Genomic DNA, 17,813 nt, shown 5'->3' with positions numbered 1-17,813 from the left:
CCGCTGCGGCAGAGACCGTCACCCGGACGGGACCGGAGTCTCCGGCGGAGCGGGAAGTGTCCGTCCCAGGCGGGCGAGTGGGGACAGGGCCATCAGTGCCGGCGACAGCAGCATGCCTGCGGCTGTCACCAGGAGGCTGGTGCGCGTCCCCCACACTTCCGCGACAAGGCCGCCGAGCAGCGAGCCGAGCGGGGTCAGCCCCATGCCGACAAAGTTGATCGTCGCGGCCGCGCGGCCCTGCATCCCGTCCGGAGTGACGGTCTGCCGGACGGCCATGATCGTCACATTCACCAGCTGGCTGAAGGTCCCGAAGACGAAGTTGACCGTAAGGAGCGCGGGAACCGTCACCACGGAGGAGCCGTGCAGTGCGGGCACAAACAGGAACACGCCGTCACCGAGTGCCGCCGCGGACACGAGCACAGCGCCGTGTCCGAAGCGGCTCGGCAGGCGGGCGGCCAGCAGCGAGCCCAGGAGCGCGCCCGGCCCCGTCGCCGCGAGTGCCAGCCCGACGGCGGTGCCCGACAGGTGCAGGTCCCGGGGCAGGAACAGCAGATAGACGGTCATCACAGCCGCGAAGAAGAACTGGAAGGCGGCTGATGCGAGGCACACGGTCCGCAGCGACGTGTCGCCGGCGACGAAGCGGAGGCCCTCATGGATCCGCCGCCAGACCCGAGGAGGACGTTCCGAGCGCTCCGGGATGGATTCGCGGCGACCGATCCGTCGGATCGACAGGAACGACAGCGCGAAGAACACTGCGCTGGAGGCGGCGGCGATCGGCGCCGACAGCACAGACACCAACGCACCGCCGAGGGCGGGACCGCCGATCTGCGCCGCGGACCGACTGCCCTCCAGCGCGCTGTTGGCCCGCACCAACTGATCGCGTTTCACCAGCCGTACCAAAGACGCCTGGTACGCCACGTCGAAGAACACGGACAGAGCCCCGACGGCGAAGGCAACCACGAGCAGCGCCGGCAGGCCGAGCCCACCGAGGAGGCCGGCCACGGCGGCGGCGCCCAGCGCCAGGGCCCGGCCGGCGTCCGTCAGCACCATCAGCGTGCGGGTCCGCCACCTGTCCACCCACGCGCCGGCGAAGAGCGACAGCAGCAGGATCGGCGCCTGCCCCACCGCGCGCAGCGCGCCCAACTGGCCGGGGCCGGCGTCGAGCGTCAGGACGGCGAAGAGCGGCAGAACCACCAGACTTGCGTGCTCGCCCAGTTGGGAGGCCGTCTGGCCCGCCCAGAGCCTGCGGAAGTCGCCGTCCCGCCACAGGCTTGACGGAACGGGTCGACCGGAATCGGATACAGCGGAGGAAGAGGACGGCACAGGGACCCCTTGGACAACCGAAGACGAGACCCGCCAACCGGCGCACGACGGGTGCACCGACCATTTCAGGCAGCGGGAAAGGCAGGCTCGCTGTGCCGCGCATCAAAGGCAGCACGCGATGACAGGCCGCTCACGGCCTCCCACGTCAACGCGTGCTCGGACGACCGACCATGTCTTCGCTCCTCGTGAGTCACTCGCTGCGCGAACACTAGCTCCTGCTCGGCAGGGCACGAAAGGCGATTAAGGACCGGGCAGACGGCCGGGCGAGAACATCGACATGTCCCACCGGGCCGTGTGCTGCGTACCCTCCGTCAGCGCCGTCGCCGTCCGCGACCTGGACCGCCAGGAGGACCTCTGTGCCAACATCGACGACCTGCCCCGGACGAGTCCGATCTCGACGATTTCCTGCTCTCGGCGGACAACGGCCCGCACGCTGCCATGACGGCCGACATCGGGGAGTGGGTCCTCGACCGACTCCCCGACTGACCGGACGGCAGCACCCGCGCCCGACGGCTGGCGGGGCGGCACGGAACAGCGGCCGGTGCGGTCCGTCCCGGGTGGGACGGCCGCACCGGCCACGGTGTGTCGGCGGTCGCCGGGCGGGCCCTACTGCGCCGCGGTGAGCGCCTCCAGGGCGCCGGCCTGGGTACGCCAGTCCGACTGGTTCGGGCTGGTGCCCGCCCAGCGCTGGCCGAGCCGGTTCAGCGGATCCCGGTCGGTGCGCCACAGGGAGTCGGCCTGCCTGGCGATGTACGCCCGGTAGGCCGCCGAGCCGGTGGCGTCCGCCAGGTCGGCCAGGTGCCGGACGAAGATGCCCTTGAACTGCTTCTGGTTGTCGTCGCACGCGCGGGTGCCGGTGTCGCAGGACTCGGTCAGCACCCCGTCGCGCGTCAGCTCCGGCGCCGACAGCGCGGCGTCGGCCAGGCGCTGCGCGGTCGTCAGGTACCGGGCCCCGCCGGTGCTGCGCCACAGCTGGGTGAAGGCGCCGATCGCCAGGCCCTGGTTGTAACTCCACACGGTCTGGCCGTTGTTGGCGCAGTCCGTGGTCAGCCCGTCGTTGACGAGACCGGAGGCGTTGATCAGCCCGCTGTTCAGGTACCAGTCGGCGGCCGTTCGCGCCCGGCCGCCCCACAGCGTGTCACCGGTGAGCCGCTGGTGCAGTGCCGTCGTCAGCCACAGGTACAGGCCGTTGGTCACCGCGTTCTTGTAGGTGCGCTCCCGGTCCCACCAGACACCGCCGCCGCAGGTTCCCGGGTCCCAGTACTGCTGGACGTAGGAGGTGATGGTGACCGCCTCGTCCAGATAGCGCCGCTCATGGGTGTGGTCGTAGGCCGCCACCCAGGCCACCGCCCACCACGCCGCGTCGTCGACGGCCCGGCTGACGAAGTGCCCCTCGACCGGGTCCGAGCTGCGCCCTCCCGCCGGGAAGACACCGTTGTTCTGCTCGAAGGTGCGCGCGACGGCCCAGTCGTAGTCGTGCCGCCCGGTGCGCTGGGCGAAGTCCACCAGCGCGGTGAGCGCCACCGCCGAGTTCCACCAACTGCTCCGCCACCAGCCCTCGTTGGTCTGATACGAGGCCATGAGCACATCGGCCGCCGCGCCGGCCCGGGTGGGCACCGGCCTGGCCCACGCCGTGCAACTGCCCTCCTGGTGCGCCGCCTCACGGCCGCAGGCGCGGACCGCCCCGCCGTAGAGCAGGCCGCGCGGGTCGCGGGTGGCGAACATGGCCGTCCGGGTGCCCGTCCGCCCCGACGGCACCGAGGCGCGGCCCAGGGAGGAGCCCTCGGACCAGGTCGCGCCCTCGTCCCAGGAGCGGTCCAGCCAGATCTCGTCGCCCGCGCCGCCGTTGCCGATGACGCCCCAGGCCATGCCGCCCCGCTGGTCCATGTGCAGGCTGATGGCACGCCCGAACAGGGTCGTCGCCGGCACCGGCTGCTCGTCGCCGGCCGCGGTGGCCGGGTCGGCGCCGTCGCAGGAGGCTCCGTCGCAGACCTGCGGGCGGAACCAGTCGGTGCAGGTGACCGCGTTCGCGTCGCCGCAGGCCCGGATCCAGCCGCGCCGGTGTCCCACCGGGTCGGTGACGTTGTACATGAGGGTGCGTGTGCCGGTCCAGGCGCCGGGGATGGCGGCCTTGCCCAGCAGTCCCTCCCAGGTGGCGCCCCGGTCCCAGGAGCGGTCCAGCCAGACCGCGTCACCGGTGACACCGTTGTCGATGCTGGCCCAGGCCATGCTGTCGGCCTCGGAGACGTGCAGCCGCAGGATCCGGCCGTTGATGTTCCGGTCGGGAACCGGGAAGGCCTCCTGGGCCGCCTTGGAGGGGTCGAGAGTGTCGCAGGCCAGCGCGCACACCGGCGTCGCGGCCCGCGCTTGGGAGGGCAGGGCGAGCAGCCCGGACAGGGCGAGCACCAGGGCCACCAGCCCGCTCAGTATGCGATGTTGACGTACTGACATGTCGGGTCCGTCCTCTTCGCGTCGGGGCGGTGGCCGGGCTCAGGGAGCCCAGGGCGCCTCGATCGCCCAGGTGGTGTCCTCGGTGAAGGTGGCCGGGTTGTCCCAGGCGTGCGAGCCGCCGGCCTGGGCCAGCCACAGTTCGGCGTTGATGTGCCGCAGGTATTGCCCGGGGAAGTTGGACGCCGCCAGCCGGATGCCACTGTCGTTCCGGACGGGGCACCAGGTGGCGTCCTCCCGGTAGACGGTGTCGCCACCGCCCTCGCGCCGGACACGGAAGTCGCGGTGGCGCAGGTACTGGCCCGGGTAGTTGCGGGACTCGAAGGAGTAGCAGAGCTTGTTCGCCAGCCCCGGTGTCACCTTCCAGGTGGCGTCCTGCTTGAGCACGGTCCCGCCGGCCGCGTCCACCACCTCCGTGTAGCCGAGCCCGTCGTAGTGCCTGATGTAGCGGTTGGTGTAGCCGCTGGTGGTGACGCGGATCGACACGTACTGCCCCACCGGCAGCCCGACCGGCGGGCCCGCCGTGCGGGAGGCCGCGATGAGCGCCTGGTTGGCGGCGCGGACGCGGGCCTGGTCGACCTTGACGACCTGCCGGTCGTACGTCATCAGGCCGTTGGTCTCGTTCTCGACGTCGGTGATCTGCGTGTAGACGGCCGCCGAGAGCCCGGCCGCGGGCATGGAGTTCTCCCGCATGCCGTCCAGCAGCCCGACCAGCCGGTCGTTGAGGGCGGCCTGGCTCGGCTGGTCCTCGTAGCCCCAGCCGCCGCCGGGGTACCACTCGTGGCCGGAAACCCGGTAGCCGAGGCCCCCGTACTCGCCGAGCACCGAGGCGCGCACCGGTTCGGTCGGGGTGTTGCCGGGGCCGACGTAGTTGTGGTTGTCGATGACGTCGCCGTTGCCGCCGTCCTGGGCGGCGCAGCAGTTGACGCCGCTCATGTTGTCGACCAGGCGGGAGGGGTCGTAGGCCTTGACCATGTCGGCGATGCGGGCCTGGTCGTACTGGCCCCAGCCTTCGTTCTGGTCCACCCACTGGATGAGCGAGGGGGAACTGCGGTGCTGGTCGACGATCGCGCGGTACTCGCTCTCCCACTGGGTACGGGCCGCACCGTCCGGGCTCTTGGAACTGTCCATGGAGGGCATGTCCTGCCACACCAGCAGCCCGAGCCGGTCCGCCCAGTAGAACCAGCGCTGCGGCTCGACCTTGATGTGCTTGCGGACCATGTTGAAGCCGAGATCCTTGTGTTTCTGGAGGTCGAACCGGAGGGCGTCGTCCGTGGGCGCGGTCTGGATGCCGTCCGGCCAGAAGCCCTGGTCCAGGGTGCCCGTCTGGAAGACGAACCGGCCGTTGAGGACCGGCCGGCGCACGCCGTTCACGTCCTTGACGGCGATGGACCGCATACCGGTGTAACTGCCGACCCGGTCACCGCCGGTGCTGCCGATCAGCTCGGCGGTGACGTCGTAGAGGAAGGGGTCCTCGGGCGTCCACAGGTGGGCGGCGGGCACCGGCACCGCGAACTCGGCGCCGACCGTGCCGGTGGCGCTGCCGAAGGGCGTTCCGCCGGAGGAGACGGTGACCTTGACGCTCGCCCCGTCGGCTCCGGCGGCGCGCACGGTCACCCGCAGGGTGTTGTCCTCCAGGCGCGGCACCATGTCGAGCCGGGTGATGCGGGCCGTCGCGGTGGGCTCCAGCCAGACGGTCTGCCAGATCCCCGACGAGGCGGTGTAGACGATGCTGTGCCCGGCGTGCGGGGTGACGTCCTGGATGCGCTGCTTGCCGATGGCCTGGCCGCCGGTCTCGGTCGGGTCGTACGCGGAGACGACGATCGTGTTGGTGCCGCCGTTGAGCAGGGGGGTGATGTCGTAGGAGAAGGCGTCGTAGCCACCGCGGTGGACGGACCCGGCCTGCTGTCCGTTCACCCGGACGGTGGTCTCCCAGTCGGAGGCGCCGAAGTTGAGCTGGACGCGTCGGCCGCTCCAGCCCGTGGGCACCGTGAAGGTGCGCCGGTACCAGAGCCGGTCGTTCTGGGTGATCTTGCGCTGGATGCCGGAGAGCGCGGACTCGGGGACGAAGGGCACCCGGATCTGTTCACCGAAGACGGCGGGCTGCCCAGCGTCGCGGGAGGTGACCGCGAAGTCCCAGATGCCGTTGAGGTTGAGCCAGTCGGGGCGGGTGAGCTGCGGCCGGGGGTATTCCGGCAGCGGCGCGTCGACCGGGACCTGGTTGGTCCAGGGCGTCGTCATCGGCGCGGACTTGGGGGCCCAGGCCGCGGTGACGGCGCGGCTCGGCGCCGCGCCGTCCACGACCAGCACGGCGGCGGCCGCCACCAGCGCCGCGCCGCAGGCCATCAGGCGCCGCAGGGCCTGCCGCGGTCGGGGAAGGGGGAACCTCCAGGGGGTTGGGCGTCTCGCCACGGTCGTCACTCCCGTTGTGTCCTGTGAAAGGCTGATGTCCTGTGCATGTCATTCGTGCGCGACAGGTCAGCCCGCTCCCGCGCGACGGCGAAGGCCCGGACTCGCCGGAGGGGGTTTCCCTGTCTGGGTCGTGATCCCGCCCGGTGCGGTGCAGGTACAGATGGAGGGGGCTTGGGCAGACGGGGTGTGAGAGCGCTCTCAAAACGGTAGTGCTGAGCACAAGGGGCGTCAACGGAGCGTGCATGTACCGGAGTTGAGGACCAGACCGCGGCCGGCACGGCCAGTCGGAACGCTGACCGTCGACGGCGGCCAGGGCGCTCGCCGCACTCCCGGCCCCGCCGACGACCGCCTCGGACGGACGTAGATTTCATGGGCATGACACCTATGTGACAGCCCCTCAACTCCCTTGCCTCTGCGGCTCGTTTGCCACACGCTTATCTCGTCCCTGGGCGGAACGCAACGCTCCAGGGGCGAGTGCGCCTTGGCGTGCGCACCCCCCACAACGCGCGCCACACCCCGGCGCGCCTGCCTGAGGAGGACTCCCTCACATGGCACCACCGCGTAGCAGGAAGATCCGCTTCGCCGCCCTCACCGGCGTCACAACCGCCGCTCTCCTGGGCGGACTCACCGCGCTTCCCGCCCAGGCCGCCCCGGCGGAGGGCAGAGTGCTCGCCGCCGGCTCACCCACGGCGGTCAAGGACAGCTACATCGTCACCCTCAAGAAGAACGCGGGCTTCACGTCCGCTTCGAGCCAGGGCAAGGGCCTGATCACCAAGTACGGCGGCAGCGTGAAGAAGACGTTCGGCAGCGCGCTGAACGGCTACACCGCGCACCTCTCGGCGACCGAGGCCAGGAGGCTCGCTGCCGACCCGGCGGTCGCCGCGGTGGAGCAGGACCAGACGGTCCATCTCAACGACACCACCCAGACCAACGCGCCCTGGGGCCTGGACCGGATCGACCAGGCGTCACTGCCGCTCTCCGGCACCTACACCTATCCGGACTCGGCGGGCAGCGGCGTGACCGCGTACGTCATCGACACCGGTGTCCGCATCACGCACAGCCAAATCAGCGGGCGGGCCACCTACGGCTACGACGCCGTCAGCGGCGGCACACCGTCGGACGGCAACGGCCATGGCACCCATGTCGCCACCACCATCGCGGGCTCGACCTACGGCGTCGCCAAGAACGCCAGGATCGTGGCGGTCCGCGTGCTCAACTCCAGCGGCTCGGGCACCACCGCCGGTGTCATAGCCGGCGTCGACTGGGTCACCAAGAACCACACCGGTCCCTCGGTCGCCAACATGTCGCTGGGCGGCGGGGCCTCCGCCTCCCTGGACACGGCCGTACGCAACTCGATCGCCAGCGGCGTGACCTACGCGATCGCCGCGGGCAACTCCAGCGCAGACGCCTCCACCTCGTCCCCCGCGCGGGTCACGGAGGCGATCACCGTCGGCGCCACCACCAGTACGGACGCCAGGGCCAGCTACTCCAACTACGGCTCGGTCCTCGACCTCTTCGCCCCCGGCTCCTCGATCACGGCGGGCTGGAACACCAGCGACACCGCCACCAACACCATCTCAGGTACGTCGATGGCGACGCCGCACGTAGCGGGCGCGGCCGCGATCTACCTCGCGAGCCACACCTCGGCCACCCCGGCGCAGGTCTCCACGGCCCTGGTGAACGGCGCCACCTCGGGCGTGGTCACCAGCCCGGGCACCGGCTCGCCGAACAAGCTCCTGCGGATCGTGCCCTGAGCCTCTGAGCCTCTGAGCCTCTGAGGCTCTGGCCGAGTGTTTCCCGGAGCCGTCCGTGGCTCCGGGAAACACTTGTCCGCCGCGACCGGGCCGCTCTTGGCCAGGAGCGGCCCCGGGCGCGGTCACACTCCGGCGTGCCGGTCCCGCCCCGGATCGCCTGTGACGCATACGCTGCGAAGACGCCCGGCCGGGCCTCCCTGATACCGCGTACACACAGGGGAATGCCGCTCAGTGGCGGCTCTCCCCGTCGGCCCGGACGGCGCAACTGCCGGATGCAGGAAGGGTGTGGCATGAGGTCCCCAGGCGTGCACCTACGGGAGATCACCGACGACAACCGGGATGTCGTTCGTGCCCTCCGCGTCCGCCGTGACCAGAAGCAGTTCGTCGCCTCCGTGTCCAAGTCGCTCAAGCAGGCGGCAAAGACGCCGGAGGCCAATCCCTGGTACCGCGCCGTATACCGTGGCGACGAGCCAGTGGGCTTCGTGATGCTGTCCTGGAAGCCGCCGACCGGTCTTTTCAAAGGGCGGCACTTCCTCTGGCGCCTGCTCATCGACAAGCGGTACCAGAAGCGAGGAATCGGCCGGGAGGTGCTCACACAGATCGCCGACCTGGTTCGCACGGACGGCGCCACCGAACTGCTGACCAGCTACGACCCCGGCGACGGCGAACCGTGGCCCTTCTACCAGAAGTTCGGGTTCCAGCCCACCGGGGAGATCGACGACGGCGAGATCGTTCTGCGGCTCACCTTCCCCGCTCGGTGAGATCACGCGGGAAGCGGTGGACGGAAGCGACCTCCACTGGTCGGATGACGAAGCACTTCAGAAATCCAGGTCGAGGTAATCAATTTCGTTGATCGCCACGTCCGACAGTCCCATGGCGCGTACTCCGCCGTCCTGGAAATAGACCTCTTTGAATCCTTCGGCGATGATGTGGCGCATCTGCGGTTCGCCGGCTCCCGTTTCGCGGGCGTCGAACAGACGCTGCGCGTACGACGGGGGGAGGTGCACGGTGAGGCGGCGGAAGCGTCCGTCGTCGGTCGTGCCGACCGGCGCGGTGTACCCGAAGCGCGCCCGCGTCTCCACCGTGATCCCGCCGGTGGCGGCGGCCTGCTGGCGCCGCCGCTTGCGGACCTGCGGCTGCCAGCGCGACCGCACGGCCGCGTCGATCTTCTGCTGGATCTCCTTCGGCGGGTGCTTGCGGGCGCCACGCCGGTAGCGGTTGACGGAGTCGGCGGTGACGCCGAGTTCCGCGGCGACGGCCTTCGCGGACTTCAACTGCTTGAGCAGGAAACCGATCTGGCCCTTCAACGTCTTGGGCGGCTTCCGCGTGAAAGCCTCCCGCTCGGCACGCTCGATCGCGTCCTCGATCTCTCTCACAGCGTCAGTTCCCTTCGGAGGCATAGTCCTTGCCGTTGGGGTGGTTCAGCGTCCGCTCCAGGCCGGTGTCGGCTTCGAGGTGCGGGGCGATGATGCTCGTGTCTGCCACGGCCTATTCGCCTTCGTCCAGGACGGCGTCGCCACCCTTGATGTGCCGGGCGGGGTTGAGGCCCTGCTCCATCAGGTCGACGGCCCACGCCATCTCCCGCACTCCTTCGACCTTGGCCAGGCCCGGGGTGGATCCGAGGCGGAAGGCGCCGGGGATCGGCTTGCCGCTGGTGCTGTAGGGCAGGAAGTCCAGCGGGCTGCGGCCCGGCGAGGGGTAGACGACGCAGTCGGACAGCACCGCGAGCGGGTACAGGCCGGTGAACTCCGCCATCCTGAGCATCTTGCGGTGCATGTTGACCCGGGCCTTGCTGATGACGGCGGCGCGGAGGTCCGGTCGCCAGGTCGGGCGTTCCAGGGCCGGCCAGCGGTCGCCGTCCTTGTAGTGCCGCCCCTGCGGGCGCTCGCGCAGCTTGCCCACACCGCCCTTGACGGTCGCCTTGATGGCCGCGAGGACGGCCGCCGAACCGGGGTCGGCCTGCTTGTGCCGCTCCATTGCCGCAAGGAATTCGGTGTCGCTGAGGTCCTTGGTGACGCCCAGGTCGGCGAGGGTGTCGACGTAGGCGGTCCTGAGCCGGTCGTGCCACGGGTCCAGGTACGCGCCGGTCTCGCGCCGCAGGAACGCCTCGGTGGGCCGGACATTGTGGCCGAGCTCCTGGGCGTAGGCGACAGTGTGGGTCTGGTACCAGGCGGGTCCCGTGGGCCGGAGGCCAGAGGGGGTGAACGGCGAGGGCAGGCGGGGGTCCAGCTCGATGTGGGACAAGTCCACGAACCATGCGCCGGGGATGCGCTTGTCGAAGTGCGGATGCTGGACCTGCTCCGGGCCGGACAGGCCGACCATCAGGCGGGACGCGGCCGCCAGGAAGGCGGTGTTCAGGTCCAGGCCGACCACCCACGGAAGGGCTGCCTCCTCGCCGGTGAGCAGATCGAGGTCGCGCGCCCACTGGTACGCCTCCTCATCCAGGAAGCCGCCCTCCCAGCCGGAGTTGACGACGACGGGGTGCTCCTGGGTGGCCTCCGGCGGCGCCGGGTCGACCGGCTCCGTCCCGAGCGACCCGGGGTTGTGGCCGGAGACCCAGTTACCGGTCGCGCGGTCCTGCACCGCCCTCGTGGGCGGGCGCAGCGCAGTCATCAGCTCCAGCCCGGACACGGCTGTAGAGCCGCGAGGGGTGATCACGCGCTGGGCGTAGATGCCCAGGACGCGTGCGATGTCGGCAGGCTCCATGTCCGTGACTCCCGGCCAGGCCCGGGTGTCGAGCGCGTCCCACGACAGGACGGCGAGCTGCACGCACTGCCGCTGCCCGGCCTGCGCGGGGCGGTAGATCCGCGCCCACGGCCCGAACCCGCGCTGCGTCAGCTTCCACTTCGCGCGGGTGACCTGCTTGACCACGGGATGGTCGTCGGGCAGACGCAGGGAGCGGCGCTGCTCGTGGCCCTCCAGACGCTCCGGCAGCCCGAGCTTCACGGCGGCCGCCGCGGTGAGCACGATCAGCGGGTCGCTTTCCTTCCCGTTGCGATGCAGCTTCGGCGCACCGAGCCCGGACTCGCGCAGCGTCCACTCCACCAACTGAGGGATGGTGGTCGCCGGACAGTCCCATACGATCCCGTTCACGCCGTAGGCGGAGCCGTCACCGTCGAGCACGGCGAGCGGCCCGTGCGGGAACCGCGGGTCCAGCTCGGGCTGGGTGGTCTTCTTAGCGACCGGGCGGCGTGACGATGTGACCGGGCGGCGGACGGCCGGACGTTCCGGCGCGGCCGGGGCAGCGGGTGCCTGCATTGGTGCGGTGGTCTCCGCCTCGGGCTCGGCCGGGGCGGAGAACGCCTCCAGAAACGGTGCCGACTGGGGCGAGGAGGCCGGGGCGGGCGTGGCAGTGGGAGTGGGAGTGGCGCTGCTGGCGGGGTGGGCCGGGTGGGCGGAGTGCTTCGCCGCCCAGCCCTTCAGCAGCCGCTGGTAGGCGGACAGGCGCGGCTCCTTCGGCTCGGAGCGGCCGTTCTCCCAGTTCTTGACCGTCTGCGTCGACGTCTTCAACGCGACCGCGAGGCGGGCCTGCGTGATCCCGGCGGCCTCACGCAGCCGGGCGCGCTCAGACGGAGGCGGGAGCTGTGGCTCCTCCTCCAGCAGCGCGTCGACCGACGCGAACAGCTCTTCCTCGGTTGCCATCTCCATACCTCCACCCCGACGCTAGCATCATTTAGCCTTGTTATTAGCCAAGTTGTTTAACTCGATCTGATGATGCTGGTGGGTGATCGCAAGCGACGAGGTGTCGGCGCGCGATGTCGTGTGACGGCGAATACTGGGCCCGTGCCATCGAACGTCGAGCGTGGCAACTCCGCTCCCCACACAATGGCCGTATGGCATTCGTCTTCTTCATGACCCTGCCCGGGCTGGTCGTTGCCCTGACCTTGGTCGCCTTTGTCGACCAGCTGCTGTTGCGCGCGGGGTGGGCCGGGGTGTTGCCGTGGCGGAACGGCGCGCGACAGGGCCAGATTTCGGCGACCGGGTTCGAGCAGCTCCACGCGAGTCTTTCGCCGGGCAAGCAGAACGAGCTGAAGGAGCGGCAGTCGGCACTGGTCATGCCCGACAACGAGGATGACGGGGCACCGCCGAACAGGACAACGGTGGACCTGGACGGAGGAACTGCGGTCGTCCGGATGCCTCGCCTCGGTCACTAGTGCTCTGACCGGGAAGGTTCGCCGGGTTGGCGGTTGGAGCGGTTGGATGGGCGGTGACGTCCGGTCCGACCGCTGGAGGTGTGGCGGCTGAGCCTGTGCGGGTACGCAGACTGACCGACCAGGAGGGGCAGAAGCTGCAGCAGATCGTGCGCCGGGGCAGTACCAGCTCGGTGCGCTCTCGGCGGGCGATGATGCTGCTCGCGTCCGCCGGCGGGAACCGTGTCCCGGTGATCGCCCAGCTGGTCCAGGCCGACGAGGACACAGTGCGGGACGTGATCCACCGGTTCAACGAGATCGGCCTGGCCTGCCTGGACCCTCAATGGGCGGGAGGCCGTCCCCGCCTGCTCACCCCTGACGACGAGGACTTCGTCGTCCAGACGGCCACCACCCGCCCCACCAAGCTCGGCCAGCCCTTCACCCGCTGGTCGATCCGCAAACTCGCCGCCTACCTGCGCCGCGTGCACGGACGCATCATCCGTATCGGCCGCGAAGCCTTACGGTGCCTGCTCCGGCGCCGCGGCATCACCTTCCAGCGCACCAAGACATGGAAGGAGTCGCCCGACCCCGAGCGCGACGCCAAGCTCGACCGCATCGAGCACGTGCTGGAGCACTTCCCAGACCGGGTCTTCGCCTTCGACGAGTTCGGGCCCCTGGGGATCCGGCCCACCGCGGGCTCCTGCTGGGCGAAGCAGGGCAAGCCCAACCGCCTGCCGGCGACCTACCGCCGCACCCACGGCGTCACCTGCTTCCACGGCTGCTACTCCGTCGGCGACAACCGGCTGTGGGGCGTCAACCGGCGCCGCAAAGGCACCGCCAACACGCTGTCCGCGCTGAAGTCGATCCGCGCCGCCCGGCCCGACGGCGCCCCGATCTACATCATTCTGGACAACCTCTCCGCCCACACCGGCGCGGACATCCGCCGCTGGGCGAAGAAGAACAAGGCCGAGCTGTGCTTCACCCCGACCTACGCCTCCTGGGCCAACCCGATCGAAGCCCACTTCGGCCCGCTGCGGCAGTTCACCCTGGCCAACTCCCACCACCGCAGCCATCCCGCGCAGACCCAGGCCCTGCACCGCTACCTGCGCTGGTGCAACGCCAACACCCGCCACCCCGACGTACTCACCGCCCAACGCAAGGAACGCGCCCGCATCCGCAGCGAGAAGGGCATCCGCTGGGGCGGACGCCCCCTCGCCACCGCAGCCTGAGCACGTGGGGGATCCCGCCGTGCCCGGATGTGGAGATCAGACAGCGGCCAGGCTCTTCGCCATGACCCGCTCCCTGCCCACGCCATCGGGCAGAAGATCACCGGGCTCACCCGTGTCCGTGAAACCGTGCCGCTCATAGAGCGCGGTCGCCTTGCAGTTGTCCGGCATGACGGACAACCGCAGCGTCGTGGCACCGCGCTCCGCCGCCCACCGCTCGACCGCCTGGATCAGGCAGTTACCCACGCCCCTGCCCCGAGCCGTGGGGCTGACCCACATCGAGATCAACTCCACATTCCCTGCTCCCTCGCCCGGCACTCCGCTGGCCATGCCCACCGGGAGGCCGTCCAGGAGCGCGACGAGATCATGCGCGCCAGGAATCGACAGACGGGCACGCCAGCGTTCCTCTCGGTCGCCGGGGCCCTGCCACTGGGCCAGCGTCGATCCGAACGCGTAGGGCGCTTCAGCAAGCGCGGCCAGTCGCAAATCCCGCCAAAGGGGCCAGTCGTCTGATTCCAAGGTGCGTAGTTCAAGCATGATCCAGACCCTGCCCGCCCACCAAGGTGGTCAGCAAGTTGATTACAGCCATGCAAACGAGGTCGTTCCGCCCTGCGACCAGCCGAAACTGGGGAGCAGCGGGACTCGCGCACCCGCAGGCCACGAGACCTCGGTGAACCTATCCGGTCACGGCACTAGGAGGCTCGCTCGAACGCAAGCCGGCTCGGTCCTTTTGGAGTGGGACGCCCGTATGGCCGGCGTCGCGCCGGCTCTCGGGCGCCCAGGCATCTCCCGTACGGCGCCGGTGGTCTCACCCGGTGAAGAGCTGCTTGGCCTTCAGGACAAGTTCGTAGAGGCCGTAGCACAGGGGCGCCCCCACCCACAGCCAGGAGAGGGTGATCAGTGCTCGCCGGTCAGGCGGGCTGCTCGCGTCGGCCATCGGCGGCCTCCTTCGGTGCGGGAATGTGGTGGCGGGGATGGACGGGCCGTACGAACTCGTTGGCGATGCACCCGATGACGAGCAGTCCGATCATGATCATGAAGGACAGACCGTAGAGGGACGACCCGTGCTTGCCGGCCTCCTCCTGGCGGTCGGCGATCCAGTTCACGATCAGCGGGCCGAGGACGCCGGCGGTCGACCACGCGGTGAGCAGCCGGCCGTGGATCGCGCCGACCTCGTAGCTCCCGAACAGGTCCTTCAGATAAGCGGGGATCGTCGCGAACCCGCCCCCGTAGAAGGAGAGGATCACGAGTGCGCACAGGATGAACAGCGGCTTGGACGAGTCGCCGAACGACGCGATGAGCAGGTACATGAGCGCGCCGACGCCCAGGTAGACGCGGTAGATGTTCTTGCGTCCGATCAGGTCCGAGGTCGAGGACCAGCCGATGCGGCCCGCCATGTTGGCCGCCGACAGCAGGGCGACGAAGCCGGCGGCCGCGAACGCCGACACCGGGGTGGAGCTGTCCGCGAAGAAGTCCGTGATCATCGGAGCGGCCTTCTCGAGGATGCCGATGCCGGCGGTCACGTTCATGCAGAGCACGAGCCACAGGCACCAGAACTGCGGGGTGCGCACGGCACTGCGGGCGGAGACCTGGGCCCCGGCAAGGGCACTCGGCCCGGCCTCGGCCGGCTTCCTGGCGGGCGGAACCCTCACCAACAGGACACCCAGGGACATGAAGACGGCGTACACCAGCCCGTGCACGAGGAAGGCGAGGGCGATGCCCGAGTGATCGGTGCCGAACGAGTCCAGCATCTGCGCCGACCAGGGCGAGGCGATCAGCGCGCCGCCGCCGAAGCCCATGATGGCGATGCCGGTGGCCATGCCGGGCCGGTCCGGGAACCACTTGATCAAGGTGGAGACGGGCGAGATGTAACCGATGCCCAGTCCGATGCCGCCGACGAACCCGTAGCCGAAGACGATCAGCCAGTACTGCTCGGTCTGCGCCCCCAGGGCGGCCAGTAGGAATCCGGAGGAGAAGCAGACCAGGGCGACGGTCATCGCCCAGCGCGGTCCGTGCGCTCCACGAGCGTGCCGCCGAACGCGGCGGACAGACCGAGCATCACGATGGCCAGTTGGAACGGCAGCGCGCTTTCGGTGCCGTCGAGGTGGAGGGCGGACTCCAGGGGCGGTTTGAACACGCTCCAGGCGTAGGCCTGGCCGATGGAGAGGTGGACGGACAGAGCGGCAGGCGGAACCAGCCAGCGACTCCATCCCGGGGGAGCAACAGGAGGACTCATGATCCCGGACGGTACGAACCCCGCACCTGGTTGAACACCATCCGGTCACCGTATGCGGTAAGCGGTATCCATCGTGCGACGAACGGTTCTTGAGGGCCAGGGGGAACTGATCGAGTGATCGGACATAGGCGGAGATGCGGTCGTTCGATCAAATAGCGATCGAGGTGTCCATATGGCTTGACCGAGATCAGTCAGTCGGCCACCCTACGGGGAGGCACCACTCGGGGCGGAGACCCGTCGCACGACGCGCGCGTGGCCTGCCCCACCCCATGCCGCTCCCTCCTCAGAGAGGACCCACATGCCCCACCGCCCCTCCGGCGCCCGTCTCGGCGCCGTGCTCACCTGCGCGGTGGGAGTCGCGCTGGTCGCCACCGCCACCGCGTCCCCCGCCCTCGCCGACAGTGCCCCGCACGGACATCGCTACTACCTCGACTGCTCCGCGGACGGCGGACCGGGCGACGGCAGTCACGCGCACCCCTGGACCTCCCTGGCTCAGGCCGGAGCGCATCGCTACGGCCCTGGCGACCAGTTGCGCATCGCGCGCGGCACGACCTGCACCGGCACCCTCGCCCCGACCGGCGCCGGCTCCGCCGCCGCGCCCATCCGGATCGGCGCCTACGGCACCGGTGCGCTGCCGCATCTGGAGGGCGGTGGCCTGCACGACACAGTGCTGCTGCGCAACATGGAGTACGTCGAGGTCCGCGACCTGGAGATCACCAACTCGGGCGGCACGCCCGGCACCGAGCGCAACGGCGTCCGGCTGGAGCTGGCCGACCACGGCATCGGCCACCACTACGTGCTCTCCGGCCTGGACGTGCACGCGGTGCGCGGCGGCGACTTCAAGACCCTCACCGGCTCCAGCGGCATCCAGATCGACGTCGCCGGCACGACGACCGCGAGCGCCTTCGACGACGTGCGGATCACGGGGAACCACATCCGGGACGTGGACCGGGAGGGCATCTACTTCAAGTCGACGTTCTCCCGTCGTGACCTGGTGGGCGACCAGCAGGACCCCAAGGTCTACCCGGGCCCGTGGACGCCGAGCACCCGTGTCCGCATCGACCACAACACGCTGACGTCGATCGCCGGTGACGCGATGAAGCTCGACACCACCTCGGGGGCGGTCGTCGAGCACAACCGGGTGGACGGCTTCCAGCTGCGCTCCAAAGTCGCCAACGCCGGCATCTGGACCTTCAACACCGACGACACCCTCATCCAGTACAACGAGGTGTCCGGCGGCGGCAACAGCCTGGACGGCATGTCCTTCGACGCCGACGGCGCCTCCAACCACACCGTGTTCCAGTACAACTACAGCCATGACAACAAGGGCGGCTTCCTGCTGAACTGCCCGTACAGCGGCGCGAAGACCGTCGACGTCGTCGCCCGCTACAACATCAGCCACAACGACGGCGCCCGGCTGCTGCAGAACTGCTGGGGCCCGATCCTGAACACGCAGATCTACAACAACACCTTCCTCAACAAGGAAGCCGTTCCCACCTACCTGGTGCAGGACGACGCCGGTTCGCCTGCCACCACCCGGCACGAACTGACGATCCGCAACAACATCTTCGCCGGTCCGGGGGACACCACCGCCGACTCCTACCGCTTCAAGAACCCGACGCCGGACCTGCACTTCGACCACAACGTCCTGTACGGCATCCCGGGCGGCGTGCCCGCCAACACCGACGGGAGCGGCACGAACCCCGGCGGCAGCACCGCGGACCCGAAGCTGATCGCCTCCCTGGCGGGCTCCGACACCTCCGACCCCGGCTCCTTCCGCGTCGCCAGGGAATCCTCCGCACTCGGCCTGGGCGTGCCCGTGCCCGACTCGGGCCGCCACGACTACTTCGGCTTCCCGATCCCGAAGCAACACCCCGCCGCCGGCGCGTACCAGGGACCGCCCGTCCGCTGACCCCCGGAGGGCGCAGAGCCCACGGGTCCGCAGACCCGGAAGGGCGGGCTCGCGGGCCGGTTCGCAGGCACAGCAGGCTCTCCAGGCGAGTCCGCCATGGGCGGCGCGGGGGCGGAGCCCGGCGATGAACTCGTGACGTCCGGCAACCTGCGTCTTCTCTCCACCCGGTGTACGGGCGACATACCTGAGGCGTCCACACACCGCTCCCGCCCGGGCGGGAGTGAACAATGCGAGACAAGTCGGCAATGTGTCTTGCCAGGTTGGCCGGGCTGTCGGAAAGCTGCAGGCGCCATCGATCAGTTGCCGCCACCACGCTCCCCCACCGCAGGCGGACCTCCACCCGCTCGTTCCCACCGCGATCTCGGACCTTCC

Annotated in this window: 12 protein-coding genes and 1 pseudogene; 5 read left to right on the top strand and 8 right to left on the bottom strand. The window is 70.0% G+C overall.

Features of this window, described 5'->3' with window-relative positions; all coding sequences use genetic code 11:
* Positions 1 to 18: 18 nt before the first annotated feature.
* The 3 genes from TNCT6_RS33860 to TNCT6_RS33850 form a co-directional block, all read right to left on the bottom strand.
* A complete protein-coding gene (locus TNCT6_RS33860; RefSeq protein WP_308789486.1) occupies positions 19 to 1,323 on the bottom strand; it encodes an MFS transporter in 1,305 nt (434 codons plus the stop codon).
* A 606-nt stretch (positions 1,324 to 1,929) separates the two neighbouring features.
* Positions 1,930 to 3,774: a glycoside hydrolase family 76 protein gene (locus tag TNCT6_RS33855; RefSeq protein ID WP_141365236.1), complete on the bottom strand. Its 1,845-nt coding sequence runs from the start codon at positions 3,772 to 3,774 to the stop codon at positions 1,930 to 1,932.
* Between the two features lie 39 nt (positions 3,775 to 3,813).
* The gene (locus TNCT6_RS33850; RefSeq protein ID WP_141367057.1) at positions 3,814 to 6,117 is read right to left on the bottom strand and encodes an AbfB domain-containing protein; all 2,304 of its coding nucleotides are present in this window, start codon (positions 6,115 to 6,117) and stop codon (positions 3,814 to 3,816) included.
* Between the two features lie 614 nt (positions 6,118 to 6,731).
* Between TNCT6_RS33850 and TNCT6_RS33845 the strand changes: the two genes are divergently transcribed.
* Together TNCT6_RS33845 and TNCT6_RS33840 are read left to right on the top strand one after the other, a co-directional pair.
* The gene (locus TNCT6_RS33845) at positions 6,732 to 7,937 is read left to right on the top strand and encodes a S8 family peptidase (RefSeq protein WP_141365234.1); all 1,206 of its coding nucleotides are present in this window, start codon (positions 6,732 to 6,734) and stop codon (positions 7,935 to 7,937) included.
* 290 nt (positions 7,938 to 8,227) lie between these two features.
* Entirely contained in the window at positions 8,228 to 8,698 is a 471-nt protein-coding gene (locus tag TNCT6_RS33840; RefSeq protein WP_253266320.1) for a GNAT family N-acetyltransferase, read from the top strand.
* A 57-nt stretch (positions 8,699 to 8,755) separates the two neighbouring features.
* On the opposite strand, the gene TNCT6_RS33835 is transcribed toward TNCT6_RS33840, so the two are convergent.
* Both TNCT6_RS33835 and TNCT6_RS33830 read right to left on the bottom strand, forming a co-directional pair.
* On the bottom strand, positions 8,756 to 9,313 hold the full coding sequence (locus TNCT6_RS33835) for an XRE family transcriptional regulator (RefSeq protein ID WP_141365232.1): 558 nt from the start codon (positions 9,311 to 9,313) through the stop codon (positions 8,756 to 8,758).
* A gap of 112 nt (positions 9,314 to 9,425) precedes the next feature.
* The gene (locus tag TNCT6_RS33830) at positions 9,426 to 11,579 is read right to left on the bottom strand and encodes a DNA-binding transcriptional regulator (protein WP_141365230.1); all 2,154 of its coding nucleotides are present in this window, start codon (positions 11,577 to 11,579) and stop codon (positions 9,426 to 9,428) included.
* A 191-nt stretch (positions 11,580 to 11,770) separates the two neighbouring features.
* On the opposite strand from TNCT6_RS33830, the gene TNCT6_RS33825 reads away from it, so the two are divergent.
* Both TNCT6_RS33825 and TNCT6_RS33820 read left to right on the top strand, forming a co-directional pair.
* On the top strand, positions 11,771 to 12,091 hold the full coding sequence (locus TNCT6_RS33825) for a DUF6191 domain-containing protein (protein WP_141365228.1): 321 nt from the start codon (positions 11,771 to 11,773) through the stop codon (positions 12,089 to 12,091).
* A gap of 188 nt (positions 12,092 to 12,279) precedes the next feature.
* Positions 12,280 to 13,296, top strand: a complete 1,017-nt coding sequence (locus TNCT6_RS33820; RefSeq protein ID WP_308789493.1) for an IS630 family transposase — start codon at positions 12,280 to 12,282, stop codon at positions 13,294 to 13,296.
* 36 nt (positions 13,297 to 13,332) lie between these two features.
* Here the strand turns inward: TNCT6_RS33820 and TNCT6_RS33815 are convergent, their stop codons facing one another.
* From TNCT6_RS33815 to TNCT6_RS33810, 3 genes and pseudogenes are all read right to left on the bottom strand, one after another.
* Positions 13,333 to 13,830 (bottom strand): GNAT family N-acetyltransferase, encoded by a 498-nt coding sequence (locus TNCT6_RS33815; RefSeq protein ID WP_141365224.1) that lies wholly within the window; start codon positions 13,828 to 13,830, stop codon positions 13,333 to 13,335.
* A gap of 271 nt (positions 13,831 to 14,101) precedes the next feature.
* Positions 14,102 to 14,230 (bottom strand): hypothetical protein, encoded by a 129-nt coding sequence (locus TNCT6_RS41765; RefSeq protein WP_263638119.1) that lies wholly within the window; start codon positions 14,228 to 14,230, stop codon positions 14,102 to 14,104.
* Positions 14,205 to 15,529, bottom strand: a pseudogene (locus tag TNCT6_RS33810) (OFA family MFS transporter). Before TNCT6_RS33810 ends, TNCT6_RS41765 begins: the two are co-directional and overlap by 26 nt.
* Positions 15,530 to 15,827: 298 nt before the next feature.
* On the opposite strand from TNCT6_RS33810, the gene TNCT6_RS33805 reads away from it, so the two are divergent.
* Complete coding sequence (locus tag TNCT6_RS33805; RefSeq protein ID WP_141365222.1) at positions 15,828 to 17,441, top strand: right-handed parallel beta-helix repeat-containing protein; 1,614 nt, start codon at positions 15,828 to 15,830, stop codon at positions 17,439 to 17,441.
* Positions 17,442 to 17,813 lie beyond the last annotated feature (372 nt).

Source organism: Streptomyces sp. 6-11-2 (assembly GCF_006540305.1).
Lineage (GTDB): Bacteria > Actinomycetota > Actinomycetes > Streptomycetales > Streptomycetaceae > Streptomyces.
Note: the sequence above shows the minus strand (reverse complement) of the source record. Positions and strands in the feature narration are given on the sequence as shown.